Origin of the sequence: Clostridium neuense (assembly GCF_045310695.1) — a bacterium.
GTDB lineage: Bacteria > Bacillota > Clostridia > Clostridiales > Clostridiaceae > Clostridium_S > Clostridium_S neuense.
Genome location: NZ_JBJIAA010000001.1, coordinates 308,276 through 324,335 on the forward strand (window position 1 = coordinate 308,276; position 16,060 = coordinate 324,335).

Annotated in this window: 12 protein-coding genes; 1 reads left to right on the forward strand and 11 read right to left on the reverse strand. The window is 31.8% G+C overall.

Annotation, left to right across the window (positions count from 1 at the left end; genetic code table 11):
* Window positions 1-10: 10 nt before the first annotated feature.
* The 5 genes from ACJDT4_RS01365 to uvrB all read right to left on the reverse strand — a co-directional run bounded on the left by ACJDT4_RS01365 (window position 11) and on the right by uvrB (window position 8,291).
* The gene (locus ACJDT4_RS01365; RefSeq protein WP_406785732.1) at window positions 11-1,459 is read right to left on the reverse strand and encodes a peptidoglycan D,D-transpeptidase FtsI family protein; all 1,449 of its coding nucleotides are present in this window, start codon (window positions 1,457-1,459) and stop codon (window positions 11-13) included.
* On the reverse strand, window positions 1,460-2,665 hold the full coding sequence (locus ACJDT4_RS01370) for an FtsW/RodA/SpoVE family cell cycle protein (protein WP_406785733.1): 1,206 nt from the start codon (window positions 2,663-2,665) through the stop codon (window positions 1,460-1,462).
* Between the two features lie 11 nt (window positions 2,666-2,676).
* On the reverse strand, window positions 2,677-3,138 hold the full coding sequence (locus tag ACJDT4_RS01375) for an FHA domain-containing protein (protein ID WP_406785734.1): 462 nt from the start codon (window positions 3,136-3,138) through the stop codon (window positions 2,677-2,679).
* 76 nt (window positions 3,139-3,214) lie between these two features.
* Window positions 3,215-6,037: an excinuclease ABC subunit UvrA gene (gene uvrA, locus ACJDT4_RS01380; protein ID WP_406785735.1), complete on the reverse strand. Its 2,823-nt coding sequence runs from the start codon at window positions 6,035-6,037 to the stop codon at window positions 3,215-3,217.
* A 265-nt stretch (window positions 6,038-6,302) separates the two neighbouring features.
* Window positions 6,303-8,291 carry an excinuclease ABC subunit UvrB gene (gene uvrB, locus ACJDT4_RS01385; RefSeq protein ID WP_406785736.1) on the reverse strand — a complete coding sequence of 663 codons (1,989 nt, stop codon included), beginning with the start codon at window positions 8,289-8,291 and terminating at the stop codon, window positions 6,303-6,305.
* A gap of 213 nt (window positions 8,292-8,504) precedes the next feature.
* Between uvrB and ACJDT4_RS01390 the strand changes: the two genes are divergently transcribed.
* Window positions 8,505-8,855 carry a VOC family protein gene (locus ACJDT4_RS01390; RefSeq protein ID WP_406785737.1) on the forward strand — a complete coding sequence of 117 codons (351 nt, stop codon included), beginning with the start codon at window positions 8,505-8,507 and terminating at the stop codon, window positions 8,853-8,855.
* Between the two features lie 3 nt (window positions 8,856-8,858).
* On the opposite strand, the gene ACJDT4_RS01395 is transcribed toward ACJDT4_RS01390, so the two are convergent.
* The 6 genes from ACJDT4_RS01395 to ftsE form a co-directional block, all read right to left on the reverse strand.
* Window positions 8,859-9,233: a carboxymuconolactone decarboxylase family protein gene (locus tag ACJDT4_RS01395; protein WP_406785738.1), complete on the reverse strand. Its 375-nt coding sequence runs from the start codon at window positions 9,231-9,233 to the stop codon at window positions 8,859-8,861.
* Between the two features lie 369 nt (window positions 9,234-9,602).
* The gene (locus ACJDT4_RS01400; RefSeq protein ID WP_406785739.1) at window positions 9,603-10,961 is read right to left on the reverse strand and encodes an MATE family efflux transporter; all 1,359 of its coding nucleotides are present in this window, start codon (window positions 10,959-10,961) and stop codon (window positions 9,603-9,605) included.
* Between the two features lie 536 nt (window positions 10,962-11,497).
* Window positions 11,498-12,775 carry a PDZ domain-containing protein gene (locus ACJDT4_RS01405; RefSeq protein ID WP_406785740.1) on the reverse strand — a complete coding sequence of 426 codons (1,278 nt, stop codon included), beginning with the start codon at window positions 12,773-12,775 and terminating at the stop codon, window positions 11,498-11,500.
* Window positions 12,776-12,808: 33 nt separating this feature from the next.
* Complete coding sequence (locus ACJDT4_RS01410; RefSeq protein ID WP_406785916.1) at window positions 12,809-14,017, reverse strand: S41 family peptidase; 1,209 nt, start codon at window positions 14,015-14,017, stop codon at window positions 12,809-12,811.
* Between the two features lie 204 nt (window positions 14,018-14,221).
* Entirely contained in the window at window positions 14,222-15,124 is a 903-nt protein-coding gene (gene ftsX / locus ACJDT4_RS01415) for a permease-like cell division protein FtsX (RefSeq protein ID WP_406785741.1), read from the reverse strand.
* Complete coding sequence (gene ftsE / locus ACJDT4_RS01420) at window positions 15,114-15,800, reverse strand: cell division ATP-binding protein FtsE (RefSeq protein ID WP_406785742.1); 687 nt, start codon at window positions 15,798-15,800, stop codon at window positions 15,114-15,116. Before ftsE ends, ftsX begins: the two co-directional genes overlap by 11 nt.
* Window positions 15,801-16,060: the final 260 nt, after the last annotated feature.

The window sequence follows — 16,060 nt, forward strand, 5'->3', positions numbered from 1 at the left end:
AATTTTATTTTTATTTGTTAAGTGCAGTTCCCATTACCTGTGATGCAATTTTAGCAGCTGCAACACCACCTTGCCCTCCGTCTTCAACTATAACTGCTACTGCAACCTTAGGATTATTATATGGAGCAAAGCCTATAAACCAAGAGTGTGGTTTTGCGTCCTTCCCATTCTCCTGATGGTCTGCTGTACCTGTTTTACCGCAAACATCAACACCTTCTATAGCTGCATTAGAACCTGTTCCCTCTGCCACAACGTTTTTCATAAAACTTCTCATAGTAGCTGCAATATCACTAGATATTATATTTCCATTGCTTTCTCCCTGAATATCCTCAACAACACTTCCGTCACTAGCTAAAATTTGCTTTACAAGATGAGGTTTCATCATAACTCCGTCATTTGCAATAGTGGCTGACACAAGTGCCATTTGCATAGGAGTAGCAAGATCGCTTGCCTGACCTATTGCACTTTGAGCTTTATTTCCAACTTCATAGCTTTTAAGTGTTGGAAACTTACTTTTATCTATAACTATCCCATCACAAGGTATATTCTTATTAAAATAAAAATCTTCTGCTGTTTTCCTAAGCTTATCATTTCCTAGTTCCATACCTAATGTTCCAAACACAACGTTGCTTGAGTGCACATAAGCATCCTTAAAACCTATATTTCCAAAAGATTCTCCCTCAAAATTTCTTAAGGATTGTTTAGAATTAAATACAAGTACACCATTATCATTAAAGGTTCTATTTTGAATTCCAGATATATTTTCAAGTGCACTAATTGCAGTTATAGTCTTAAAGGTAGATCCCGGCGGATATAATCCTGAAACTGCTCTGTTTAAAAGCGGTATATTAGGGTCACTTCTTAGAGAATTCCAGTTTGCTTTAAGTTGATCATCATTTGGATCAAAGGATGGCTTTGATACCATTGCTAAAATTTCGCCGCTTTTAGGATCTAAGGCAACAACAGCTCCTCTATTATCGCCAAGTGCATCAAAGGCTTCTTTTTGAACATTATAATCCAAGGTAGTTATTAAGTCGTCGCCTTTTTTATCTTCTGCTTGCACATTGCCCTTATTTTTTATTACATCATTTAAAAATTGTTTTAAACTCTCATCCTTTGCACCCATTAAATATTGATCATACTTAGCCTCAAGTCCAGTTATACCATAGGTTGGATTTACATAGCCAAGTACATGTGAAAACAATGCTCCTCCCGTATAGCTTCTTTTTTGAGTAAGTGTATTTACTCTTTCACTGGTTGTTAAAGGCTTTTTATTCCTATCATATATAGTACCTCTTAAGACCTCATTTCGCTTTGCCCATAATCTTTTATTATCTGTATTGTTTACAATCTTAGGTCCAGTTACCATCTCAAAGTATGTTATATAGGATATTGTAACAATAAAAAATATTATAAAAACCATCAAAACTTTTTTTATATTATTTGAAATATCATTCATTTATTTTCCTCCCTCTGATATCTTCTGGATTATACCAAGGGCAACAAAGATTATTATCATTGAACTTCCACCAGAACTTATAAGTGGAAGAGTTATTCCAGTTAAAGGTATCATTCCAGTAACTCCACCAACTATTACTAAAACCTGAGAAGCTATCATAGCACTATATCCTACCGCAAGAAGTCTTGAAAAATTTTCTTCTGCATATACAGCAGCTCGCATACACCTGTAAAAAAGCAAAAAATAAAGAATCATTATAGCAAAACCCATTAATACACCCATTTCTTCGCATATGGCAGAAAATATAAAATCAGACTCTCTCACAGGTACAAAATTAGGATATCCAAGTCCAAGTCCTGTGCCAAATAATCCACCCCATGCTATAGAATACATAGATTGAACTAGCTGATAACTTTGATTTGCCTTATACGGCCATGGATTATTCCATATCATAAATCTTAAACGAACATGACCAAATAGTTTATAGCTTAAAAATCCGCCAATTATAAACAAGACTAAGCACACAAGTATGTACTTCAATTTAGAGGTTGCTATATAAAGCATAGTAATGGAAATTCCAAAAAATAGCAAAGCTGAACCCAAGTCATTCTGAAGCACCATAAATCCTAAACTTACCATTACTACAACAGCTGGCTCTATTAACTGCTTAAAGTTTTTATAATCCTTTAAAGCAGCAGCCAGATATGCAACAAAAAATATTTTTCCAAATTCAGATGGCTGAAATCCCATTCCACCAATATAAACCCAGTTTTTAGCACCATACTTTGCTGTACCATGAATAGATGCCATTGCCATGAAAATCAAGCAAATAACCATATATACATATTTATATTTTGCATACTTTTTAAGCTCCGGAAGGAGTACAACAATAAGTATAAATATTGCAATTCCTGCTATAAACCAAATAATTTGTTTTACAGCAAGATCTGTCTTGATTCTATACAGCATAACCAATCCTATAGATGACAAAATGCACGAAAATATAAGTACATACTTGTCTCCATCAGGATAAAACTTTCTAAGTATAAAATGCGAATATGCCATTAAAAAACATATTATTCCACATAATACAAGAGCACCTTTATCAAAAGGATCCTTTGTTATAAATAAATTAAAAAAACAAACCAAGCAAAAAAGATAAGTATATCTTAATAACCTCTTCTCGTCCTTTACGCTGTTATACATATCATAATCACCTATCCTATTACTTTAAATAATGCACTGCCTATTTTTATCTCGTCTCCTGCTTTAATATAAACTTTCTTTTCAACTTTTTTACCATTTAGTATAGTTCCATTAGTACTATTTAAATCTTCCATTATGTAATCTGTATTTCTTAAGTATATCCTTGCATGATGACCAGAAACATACCCTTCTTTAAGAATTACAGAATTGTCATCTCTTCTGCCTATTGTAGTTTCCCTATTGATAGGTATTACAGAACCTCTCCTTAAATTTTGATTATCACCAGGTTCTACAACTTCAAGTCCAAAAGTCTTTTTTCTTGAAGGCTTTCGCGAGCCACCATTCTTTATATCCTTATACATTATTCTCAGAGCAAATAAAATTATTACATAAACTATAACAATAATTATTATCTTAAAAATCAAGCTTAATTTGCTTAGACTAGCACCAATTGATCCCAGATATAAAAACAAACAAAACACCCTCCTACGCTATAATCTCTTTAATAAAGCTAAAGGCTAGCATTTTTACTTACGCTAGCCTATACAATTATAACATTTTTTTTAAGTATTGTCCTGTATATGATAAAGTATTTTTAGCCACATCCTCAGGCGTTCCAGTACATAGAACTGTTCCTCCTCTTTCTCCCCCCTCAGGTCCAAGGTCTATAATATGATCTGCACATTTTATTACATCAAGATTATGTTCTATAACGACCACTGTGTTTCCAGAATCAACAAGTCTTTGAAGTACCTCTATAAGCTTACTTACATCATAAGTATGAAGTCCCGTAGTTGGCTCATCCAAAATATATAGAGTCTTTCCAGTACCTCTTTTGGATAGTTCATATGCAAGTTTTATTCTTTGTGCTTCTCCTCCTGAAAGCTGAGTAGATGGCTGTCCAAGCCTTATATATCCTAATCCAACCTCCATTAAAGTTTCAAGCTTATTTTTTATTCTTGGAATATTGTTAAAGAATTCAAGTGCCTCTTCAACTGTCATATTAAGTACATCATCAATATTCTTACCTTTATATTTTATTTCAAGAGTTTCTCTATTATACCTTTTTCCGTTACAAACATCACAAGGAACATATACATCGGATAAAAACTGCATTTCAATTTTTATTATTCCATCACCTTTACAAGCCTCGCATCTTCCGCCTTTTACATTAAAGCTAAATCTTCCTGCTTTATATCCTCTGACTTTTGAATCCTGTGTTGAAGCATATAGTTCTCTTATTATATCAAAAACCCCTGTATAAGTGGCAGGATTTGATCTTGGCGTTCTACCAATAGGACTTTGATCGATATCTATAATTTTATCTATATTTTCAATCCCTTTAATTTCCTTGTATGCTCCAGGATTTGCCTTTGCCTTGTTCAATTTTTTATTTAAGCCTTTATAAAGTATCTCATTTACAAGTGTACTTTTTCCAGAACCAGATACCCCTGTAACGCAGTTAAATACCCCAATAGGGAATTTAACATTTATATTTTTTAGATTATTTTCTTTAGCTCCTATTACTTCTATAAACTTATTCTCTAGCTTTCTTCTTTTATCAGGTACAACTATTTTCTTCTTTCCCGTCAAATACTGGCCTGTAATTGACTGATCACATCTCTTTATATCATCTATTGTGCCAGCAGCAACTATATTTCCACCATGCTCTCCAGCTCCAGGTCCAACATCGACGATATAATCTGCAGCTTTTATAGTATCTTCATCATGTTCAACAACTATAACAGTATTACCTATCTCCTTTAAATGCTGCATAGTGGCAATTAGCTTATCATTATCTCTTTGATGAAGTCCTATACTAGGTTCATCTAGTATGTAAAGTACTCCAACAAGACTTGAACCAATTTGGGTTGCAAGTCTTATTCTCTGAGACTCTCCACCTGAAAGAGTTCTTGCATTTCTTGTAAGATTAAGATAATCGAGTCCAACATCCACAAGAAATTTAAGTCTGCTCTTTATTTCCTTAAGTATTTGATTACTTATTATAATATCCTTTTCTTTAAGTTTTAATCCTTCTAGGAATTTGATTTCATCCCTTATTGGCATAGAACTCAATTCAATTATATTTTTATCACCTACAAGTACAGAAAGAGCCTCTTTTTTTAATCTTGCACCTTTACACTTAGGACATGGTTTATCACTCATATAATTTTCAATTTCCTGCTTTATAGCTTCTGAGCCTGTTTCCATGTATCTTCTTTTCATTTCATTTATTATGCCTTCATATGCATGATTAAATTCCATATTTCTGTCATCTTTTACATAATAAACTTTTACTCTTTCACCCTGAGTTCCATACAAAAGCATATTTACAACTTTCTCATCAAGCTTTTCAATAGGAGTGTTAATATCAAATTTATACTTCTTCATAAGCGCCTTAAGTATACAGAAGGTCCAGGATTCCTCCTTAAGCCTCCCCTCACCCCAAGGTGCTATTGCTCCTTCCATGATGCTTTTGCTTCTATCTGGAATAACTAAACTTTCATCAATCTCCAAAAGTGTTCCAAGTCCATCACACACATCACACTTTCCAAAAGGCGCATTGAAGGAAAATGTTCTTGGTGCAATTTCTCCTATACTTATCCCACAATCTGGGCACGAAAAATTTTCACTAAAGAGCATATCTTCTTTATAATCAACATTTGCAATTACAAGGCCTGAAGATAATTTTAAGGCTATTTCAATTGAATCTGAAAGTCTTCCTTCAATTCCTTCTTTAACAACTATTCTATCTATTACCGCCTCTATATTATGTTTTTTATTTTTTTCAAGCTTAATTTCTTCATCTTCAAGTTCATACATTTCTCCATCTATTCTGGCTCTTACATATCCATTTTTCTTTATGTTTTCAAGTACTTTTACATGTTCTCCTTTTCTACCTCTTACTATAGGTGATAAAATTTGAATTTTTGTTCTTTCTGGCAGTGACATAATTTTATCCACCATTTGGTCAACTGTCTGCTGGGTTATTTCTTTTCCGCACTTAGGGCAATGTGGAACCCCTATTTTAGCATACAAAAGTCTTAAATAATCATATATTTCAGTTACAGTTCCAACCGTTGAACGTGGGTTCCTACTTGTAGTCTTTTGATCAATAGATATTGCTGGAGATAACCCCTCAATATACTCAACATCTGGCTTATCCATTTGTCCTAGAAATTGCCTTGCATATGAAGATAATGATTCAACATATCTTCTTTGGCCTTCCGCATAAAGAGTATCGAAAGCCAGAGAAGACTTTCCAGAACCAGATAAACCAGTAAATACTACGAATTCATTTCTTGGTATTGTTAAATCTACGTTTTTCAAATTGTGAACTTTAGCACCTTTAATTACGATTTTTTCCTTCATTTCATCACCCTGTTTTCCTTTATATAGTGAACCCATTAATTATAAAAGTGCCTAATATTTTTGGGTATCACTTAAATTTTATACAGAGTAGAGAGTAGAGTGATGGTTGATTTTTCTCCGCTAACGCTGGGAAAAATCTTAAAACTTATAGAAAACAATGATGTTCAGCTTTGCTGAGCGAATATAATTATGTCAGCATTAATTTTTAAGATTTTCCATAGTGAAACGGAGGAAAATCCACATTCACTCTACTCTTTACTCTTCTTTATTTTTTTGCTTTTAGTTCTTTTTTCAACTTCTTAACTTTATCCCTTAAGTCTGCTGCTCTTTCGAATTGAAGATTTTTAGCAGCTTCCTTCATTTCATTCTCATATTTTTCAATTAATTCTTCTATATTTTTATTATTGGCTTCAAGTGCTTCATTTAAACTATTATATTCCTCTTTTTCCTCTGCAATTTGAGTTATTCCTATAACTTCTCTTATGTCCTTTTTTATAGTTTTTGGAACTATATTATTTTTAGTGTTGTAATCCATTTGAAGTTTTCTTCTTCTATTAGTTTCTTTTATAGATTTATTCATAGCATCCGTAATTGAATCCGCATACATTATTACCTTACTTTCAGAGTTTCTTGCAGCTCTTCCTATTGTCTGTATAAGTGAAGTTTCAGATCTTAAAAATCCTTCTTTATCTGCATCTAATATTCCCACAAGTGCTACTTCTGGTATATCAAGCCCTTCTCTCAAAAGGTTTATTCCAACAAGGACATCAATTTCAGCTGTTCTAAGTTCTTTTATTATTTTCATTCTTTCAAGGGTATCTATGCCTGAATGCATATATCTTGTTTTTATACCCAATTCCTTTAAGTACTCTGTTAAATCCTCTGACATCTTTTTAGTCAAAGTTGTAACAAGCACACGAAAGCCTCTTGCTATTGTACTTTTTATTTCACTATATAAATCATCTATTTGTCCTGTAACCGGTCTTACCTCTATTTCTGGATCAAGGAGACCCGTAGGTCTTATAATTTGTTCTGCAGTATTCTCCGAATGTTCAAGCTCATATTTAGCAGGAGTAGCGCTTACAAATACTACTTGATTTATTTTCTTCTCAAATTCTTCAAATTTAAGAGGTCTATTATCAAAAGCACTTGGAAGCCTAAAACCATAATCCACCAAGGTATTTTTCCTTGATCTATCTCCACCATACATTGCTTTAACCTGCGGCAGTGTAACATGGCTTTCATCAATGAACATAAGAAAGTCCTCTGGAAAATAATCAATTAAAGTCTTAGGTGGTTCTCCTGCAGTTCTACCATCTAGTATCCTTGAATAATTTTCAATTCCAGTACAGTAGCCAACTTCTCTCATCATTTCTATATCAAAATTAGTTCTCTGTTTAAGTCTTTGTGCTTCAAGGAGTTTATCCTCCGAGGTAAGTTCTTGAAGTCTTTTTTCGAGTTCTGTTTCTATATTCTTTATAGCTATCTCTATTTTATCTTTGGAAGTAGCAAAATGAGATGCCGGGAATATAACTGCATGCTTTAAGGTTCCAAGCACGTTTCCAGTCAAAACATCTATTTCTTTTATTTTGTCTATTTCGTCTCCAAAAAACTCTACTCGTATTGCCTTACTTGTAGATCCTGCTGGAAAGATATCTAGGGTATCTCCCCTTACTCTAAAGGTTCCTCTTACAAAGTTGATTTCATTTCTTTCATATTGTATTTCAACGAGTTTCTTTAACACTTCGTCTCTATCTTTAGTCATGCCTTCCCTTAATGAAATTGATAATTTTTTATATTCATCAGGATTACCAAGTCCATAGATACATGAAACCGAAGCTACTATTATAACATCTCTTCTTTCAAAAAGAGCCGAGGTAGCTGAGTGTCTTAATTTATCTATCTCATCATTTATAGATGCGTCTTTTTCTATATAAGTGTCAGTCTGAGGCACATAAGCTTCAGGTTGATAATAATCGTAATATGATACAAAGTATTCAACACTATTTTCAGGAAAAAATTCTCTAAATTCCCCACAAAGCTGTGCTGCTAAGGTTTTATTATGTGCAAGCACCAAGGTTGGTTTTTGAACCTTTTCGATTATGTTCGCCATAGTAAAGGTCTTTCCAGAACCAGTTACTCCCAAAAGAGTTTGGAATTTATTATTATTTTCCACCCCATTTGCAATACTATCTATTGCTTGAGGTTGATCCCCTGTAGGCTTGAACTTTGAATGTATTTTAAAAACACCCACTATAATTACCTCCATCAAACATTTGTTCGTATTTAATTCTAATATTACTTTTTTATATTGTCAATAGATTGTCAGAACATTAAATCACACTAAACTTTTTATCATAATATCACTTTAAATATGACATACTGTAGTCATATTTAAGGTGATATTATATTTTAGCAGATATAATATTATGAAGCAAACACAAAAAGTTGGTAAGGAGTTATAAATATGGATTGTAGCATTAAATCGCTTTATCTTTGTGTTAAGAATATGAAGAGAGCCATTGCTTTTTATGAAGATTTGCTTGAACAAGACGTAACTATCAGGGATGATATTTATAGTGTATTTGATATCAATGGCTTTCGATTAGGACTATTTGCTTATGAAAAAATGAACGAGCATCATACATTTGGCTCTAATTGTTTGCCAAGCCTGCAAATTAGTGATATTAATGTGCTAAAAAATAAATTATCAAAATTAAAAGTTGTATTTCCAATAACAAAAATAGGAATAAACTGGGTGGCAGAATTTGAAGATAGTGAAGGTAACCATATTGAAATAACAGCCCCTTGTAATTGACTTTTACTCTAAATTCATTTCTTTTGTTCTTTTCTCTGCTGCTTTAATTGCTTCAGTGCCAGCCTTACAGAGAACATTAATTCCTTTTACAATTGTTACAATTACAAAAGCCTCTGTCAATTCCTCCATAGTTAGTCCTGCTTCTACAGCTGCAACAGCATGAGCCTTTGCACCACTTACTTCATCATCTAAACTATCCAATATAGTGAAAATTAGCTCTCTTGTTTTTTTATGCAAGTGACCATTTTGAACTCCTTCACGCATCACTAAATATCCTTTTAGCCCATCCGGACAGTATTTAGAAAGTGCATCTGCAAACGGTGGATTCCATTTCAATTCATCCTTGTAATACTTCAGTATACTTTCAACATCATTCATAATCAATTTACCTCGATTCTATTTTTTAATTCTAAATAGTTGTTACATTTATCTGCCTTAATAAAGTATCCATATTTATATAGTCCATTATAGTAAGAACAAATCTTACTATTGTAAAATTTTTCGGCATTTATAGTAAGTTTCCCATATTATAAAATTATGTTTCTTAAACATGTGTACATCCCTTTTTTGTACACTCAATCAATCTAGTGCTCTGTTAAAGAATTGTGTTGATAATCTATTCAGGTGAATGACTCAAAAGTTTAAAATTAGTACTATCAAATTCATCCTTACAAACCGGAATTTATTGAAGTAATATTAATTGGGATATTAAATAAGGCTAATAAATCTTGATAAAAAATCTTAGATTTATAGAGTTTTTTTAATGTGATGAATTATTGTTACCTCACCTTCTTTTATGCTCTTAACACAAAAAGGCACTTCATAGGCAAGCATAATAATCCATCCACCTAGGCAGCTAAATGCTATACCGTAGATACCCATTTTAGGTGCAAGTATGTACGAAAATATTACTCTTCCAAGCATTTGTATAAAAGTAGATCTTAAAGTTATTTTTAAATCACCTATTCCTCTAAAATAACCTTGAATCCCATTTGTCCAACTTGGAAGAAGATAAAAGAACGCCATAAGCTGTAGATAATTTACTCCAAGGTTTACAACTCCCACTTCACTATTTTTAACAAATAACTTCATAATGCTCTTTGCTCCAAAGTAAACTACTACAGATAAAATAATCCAATAGCCTGTCTCTATCTTCATTCCAGCTAAAAATCCTTTCTTTATACGTTCAGGCTTTTCAGCCCCCCTATTCTGTGCTAAAAAAGTCGTCATAGCATGGCTTATATTTTGCTCTGGTGTATATGCAAAATCATCTACACGGTTAACTGCATTAAAAGCTGCTATAGCATTTACTCCTAACGGATTTACTGCACCTTGCACAAAAAACTTACCAATCTGAATGCAACTTTGCTGCATAGCAGTAACCCAACTGTAACTAATTGTTATCTTTAAAAGACTTTTATCAAGTACAAAATCCTTTAATGAAAATCTTAAAACAGGTATGTTTCGATAAACATGAACTATGCAAAAAACACTGGCCATAAACTCTGCAATAGACGTTGCAATAGCAGAACCAGCAACTCCCATCTTTAAATATATTACAAATATAACATCCATTATTATATTTAAAACAGAGGATATAATTAAAAACAAAAGAGGATTTTTTGAATCCCCTGTACTTCTAAGCACAGCAGCATAAGCATTATATAAGAATGTGAAAATAAGACTAAAAAAGATGATTCTTAAGTATATTGTTGTATCCTCCATAATTTCTACTGGAGTTCTTACTAACTTCAATATCGGTCTCGTAAATATCACACAAAAAACAATAACTACAATGGTAAATATAATACCTCCAATTAATGTTGTAGAGACCTCTCTTCTAAACTTCTTTATATTACCTGCTCCAAAATATTCACTCATTAACACAGAAGCACCTAATGTTATTCCAATTATAAAAAACATAATAATATTCACAATTGGATTTGCCGTCCCCACAGCTGCCAAAGCATTTTTTCCAACAAATCTTCCAACAAAAATAGAATCTATAGCATTATAGCTTAATTGAAAAATATTTCCTAGCACTAAGGGGACTGCAAATTTTACTAAGTGTTTAGAAATATTTCCTTTAGTCATATCTGTCGCCAAATTTAGTCACCATCCTAATTTAAAATTACGCACACGTTAACAAATGTATTATAAACTTTAACCACATGTTACAAGTATATAATACTTTATTTATACTCAAAAGTCTAATTATATTCTCACAATTTAACAAACCTGCTATATAATATTTTCCGCAATGATATAGAATAAGATTGCTCTCTACAATCTATATTCCCACTCCAATGCTTGCCATAAGCAAGCGAGGCATTCCCGGCATTCTAAAGATTCCAGCGTCAGTCTACCAGTCCTCTATAAATTACACGCAAAGATTCACGCCAAAATTCCGTAGGCACGGAGGATTTTTTTCCTTGCACTACCGTGGTAAGGCTAAGTAACAATGCTGAAGGAACGATTTAAAAAAATCCTAATAAATCTTGGTTCAAAAATTGTAAAATACTTAGATATTTCAATTGTCTGAGCATCCTTTCAGCGAGTTATTGAAATATCTTAGTATTTTATGATTTTTAAACCTTAGATTTATAGGATTTTTTTAACGCGACGAAGCATTGTTACTTAGCCTATTTTTTCTTTGCTTTTTCTAATACACTTTCAAAGGATTCACTGTCAATTTTCATGACCCTACTGCCTTCTGGTACAATTTTAGGCACAAATACTAAGCCAAGCTTTTTAGTACTATTCATATTATTGTAGCTTACTTCACTTAATTTACCTTGTACATCTTTTATTTTAAGCCATATATAATTAGTAACGTTTGATAACGATTTTAAAATATCTTCTTCATTAATTATTTTTGTATCATTTAACTCAACAAGTATATCTCCACTTTTTATTCCCATCTCATATGCAGGTGAATTAGGTGCAACTTCTAAAACCATTATCCCCTCATCATTATTGATATATCTTGGTTTTCCTGACATTTCCATGTACATTTGAAATCTAAGCATAATTTCATGCATTACAGGAGCTAAGACACATAACAAAAGCTGCTCAAATATATTATATTTCAATATCAAAGATAGTATAAGTAAAATGGTCCCATAAAAAATTATGCTTAAACCAGACGAAACAATTTTTTCGTTCTTGGTTTTAGTGAAGGTGTAGGTACTGTATCCTAACACACCGTAAAACGCTCCAAAGCCTATTATGGAATCTTTTAAAATACTAAGAGAGTTACCTTTTATAAAGCTCCAAATTTGAACCGCAGACATTTGTGGACTATACATAAGATTTTGATTACCAAGCATAAATAACATAGCAACAGGTAAAAGCCAATATCTCTTAAACGCAAAACCACCAATAATGTTATTATTTCTATTTGTAAACACAGGGATAACACCAGATTTTCCATCAAGTAAAACAAGAATTCCTTCAACAATATGAAGTATAGCAATTAAAGCCATAAGCATATTTACATCCACCTGCAAATAGCTTATATAGCTTACATTTATTCCATCGGATGCCATACTACTAATTGTTAAACTAGCAATTCCAAGTAATGCTCCTGAATATGAAAAGCAGATAAATCTGCTTTTCAATAGCATCAAAAATATTGATATAATAAACAGCAAGAATATTGCACCATCATCCTTAAAAACCACACCAAAGTACGATAACAATACGCTACCAAGCATACCTGCTAGCATTCCTAAAAGTATCTGAGACAATGTAAGTTCTAAAGGAGATTTTAAACTGTCTCCTATAATCATTTTTTGCATAAGTGTTGTTTTTCTATTTCTTCTGTAAAATATTACTGCCATTATTATAAGAATCAGCACATAAGAAGGCGATAAAATAGCCCTCGATAGTGCAATTAAAGTATTCATTATAATATTCATTAATGCAAAATTCTCCTCTCCAAAATCTTTGAACTATTTAGTTTTAGATTTTATTACTTCAAATGCTTTTTGAAATTGTGGATCTACATTTCTATCATAAGCTTTATTCTTAAGACTATCCGGATATTTTATTTCTATGTCTGGTTTTATTCCTTTATGATGTATATATTCTCCATTTGGCGTATAATATTTTGCTATTGTAACTTTAAGTTGAGTGTTATTTCCTGTATCAAAAACATTTTGAACTATACCTTTTCCGAAAGTTTTTTCTCCAATTAAGGTTCCTAATTTATAATCTCTTACAGCTCCAGAAAAAATTTCTGATGCGCTAGCTGTTCCACCATTAACTAAAACAACTAATGGCATTCCTATATAATTTCCACCTTTAGACTTAAACTCTTCTTTAGCTTTATTTTTATCAATAGTTGAGACTATAACTTTATCTTTAGGTAGAAAATTTGATGTAACATCAATACATGAAGTCAAAAGTCCACCAGGGTTATCTCTTAAATCAAGAACAAGAGATTTCATTCCCTGTGATTTTAATTCAGCCATCTTCTTGTTAAAATTTGTACCAGTATTTTCATCAAACATTTGTATCTGTATATATCCTACCGTATTATTTAGCATTTCTCCAGTTACAGTGTTCATAACTATTTTTTTTCTTTCAGCTGTAATATTAAAATTTCCTTTACTTGGTCTATACAAAGTCAATGTTACAGTAGTTCCTTCTTTTCCCTTCATCATTGCCACAGCCTTATCAAGTTCCTTGCCAGAAACATCTTTTCCATCTATTTTAAGAATAACATCTCCACTTTGCATTCCTGCCTTCTTAGCTGGTGAATCATCAAATGGAGCTACAACCGTCACTTTATCATCTTTAGCTTCAACCTGCATTCCAAGTCCAACATACTCTTGACCTTGAATTTGAGTATTAAATTCTTTTGTTTCCTGCGCATCCATATAAACTGTGTAAGGATCATTAAGGGATGATGTCATACCCTTTATTGCTCCATTAACAAGAGTACTATCATTGATTGGTCCGTTGTAATATTTATATAACTGATCTCTAACCGCAAACATTTTCTTAAACTTCATTATTTCATCATATGTATTTTTATCAATAACAACACTATTTCCAGAAGATATAGTCAAATATTTACTTCCTAAAAATAGGCTTATTGCATTAGTTATAAAAATTATTAAAACCGTTATTATAATCCATTTTTTCTTGTTATCTATTTTTCTCAATATTTTCACCATCCTAAATGCCAATTTTATTTATATGATTATTGTTATCATATTACCCCATATTATTTATATAAATTATAATTAATTATAGCACTTATAAATTTCACTTTTCAAAAAATATGCTATATAAAACAAATTTCAGGCAGACGATTATAATTCATCCACCTGAAACATAGTATACCATACTTTTTTAAACTATACCTCTAAGAATTTTCTTATAGAAATAATACTTCCTAATGCTCCAATAAACATTCCTGCAAGTATAAACTTCCATGACATTGATGACCATACATATGAAGTTGATACTAACGAGCTCATCATAAAGCTATTTGAAACTTTAGAATAAAACAATTTATAAACATAGTACACAATTACAGTAGAAAATATAGCCCCGATAAAACCAAGCACCATTCCCTCTATTACAAATGGAAGTCTTATAAACCAATCCGTTGCACCTATATACTTCATTATTCCTATTTCTCTTCTTCTAGCATAAACTGCTAATTTTATAGTATTGCCTATTAAAAACAAAGAAACTCCAATTAAAATTACGAATATAACAATGCCTATCCATTTTATAGTATTTGTTATTGAAGTAATTTTATTTACATACTCTCTTCCATCATTTATCTTATCTATTCCCGCAATAGGTTTTCCATTACTTTCTAGTGCTTTTACAATAGTTGCTGAATATGAAGGATTAGCTAAGCTAATTATGTATGAATTTGGCATAGTTTCTGACGTATCAAGCCCGTCCAATAATGATTTATTCTTATCTCCTAATTGCTTTTTAAATTTCTGAAAGGCTTCATCCTTACTTTCAAATTGTATACTTGTTACACCACTTATATCAGTTATCTTATTTAATATCGTAGTTTGTTGATTTATAGTAATATCATTCGTAAAATAAACTTGTACCTGTATTTGAGATTCTATATCTCCAATACCACTTCTAACATTTAATAGTATTAAAAACAAAATTCCAAGTATAAAAAGTGTGGCCGCTACTGTTGCTGATGATACTGTACTTAAAGTTTTATTTCTCTTTATACTTTTTAATGCATCACTAAAAAATAATTTTAATGTACTAGTCTTCATAATAATATCTTCCCTTTCGTTCATCTCTTACAATAGTTCCATTTTCAACTGCTATAACACGCTTCTTCATGTGATTTACTATTTGTTCTGCGTGAGTAGCCATAATTACTGTTGTTCCTGCTTTATTAATATCACTTATCAAACTTACAATTCCCATTGCAGTTTCTGGATCAAGATTTCCAGTAGGTTCATCAGCTATAAGAAATGAAGGATTATTAACTATAGCTCTTGCTAAAGCAACTCTTTGTTGTTCTCCACCTGAAAGTTGATTTGGAAAATCATTATGTTTATCAGATAAACCTACAAGTGACAACACAAGAGGAACTCTCTTTTTTATTTCTCTATAACTTGCTTCAACAATTCTCATTGCAAAAGCTACATTTTCATATACACTTAATGTTGGAATAAGCCTATAGTCTTGAAACACCATTCCAATTTTTCTTCTGTAATATGGAATTTGCTTCCTCTTTAATGTTGTAATATCTGTATCATTTACTATTATATTTCCTTTTGTTGGTTCAATTTCCTTCATCAATAATTTTATAAAAGTTGATTTTCCTGCACCACTTGCTCCTACAACAAACACAAATTCTCCTCTATCTATAGAAATACTTACATTTGAAAGAGCAGTTACATCATTACCGTAAACTTTGCTTACGTTTTTAAATTCGATCATTATTTTCTCCCCGCTTATCTTTATCTTTTTCTACAAAATTATTTTAAATAGCTATAATTATTATACCACAATATACTTTTATATAAAAAAAAGTTTTTTAACATACTATTAATTTTTTGCCATATTTGAAGTCATATGCGCTCCCGCGCAAACTCTAGATTATACATAGTAGCTCTATCTTGCTTCGCTTTACATCGTCTCTTATTTTATTTTTTGAAGTCATATGCGCTCCCGCGCAAACTCTAGATTATACATAGTGA

What these genes read in the sequence shown, in the direction of transcription:
- ACJDT4_RS01365 (WP_406785732.1), bottom strand. Translation starts at nt 1,459, where the DNA reads ATGAATGATATTTCAAATAATATAAAAAAAGTTTTGATGGTTTTTATA.
- ACJDT4_RS01370 (WP_406785733.1), bottom strand. Translation starts at nt 2,665, where the DNA reads ATGTATAACAGCGTAAAGGACGAGAAGAGGTTATTAAGATATACTTAT.
- uvrA (WP_406785735.1), bottom strand. Translation starts at nt 6,037, where the DNA reads ATGAAGGAAAAAATCGTAATTAAAGGTGCTAAAGTTCACAATTTGAAA.
- ACJDT4_RS01390 (WP_406785737.1), top strand. Translation starts at nt 8,505, where the DNA reads ATGGATTGTAGCATTAAATCGCTTTATCTTTGTGTTAAGAATATGAAG.
- ACJDT4_RS01395 (WP_406785738.1), bottom strand. Translation starts at nt 9,233, where the DNA reads ATGAATGATGTTGAAAGTATACTGAAGTATTACAAGGATGAATTGAAA.
- ACJDT4_RS01405 (WP_406785740.1), bottom strand. Translation starts at nt 12,775, where the DNA reads ATGAATATTATAATGAATACTTTAATTGCACTATCGAGGGCTATTTTA.
- ftsX (WP_406785741.1), bottom strand. Translation starts at nt 15,124, where the DNA reads ATGAAGACTAGTACATTAAAATTATTTTTTAGTGATGCATTAAAAAGT.
- ftsE (WP_406785742.1), bottom strand. Translation starts at nt 15,800, where the DNA reads ATGATCGAATTTAAAAACGTAAGCAAAGTTTACGGTAATGATGTAACT.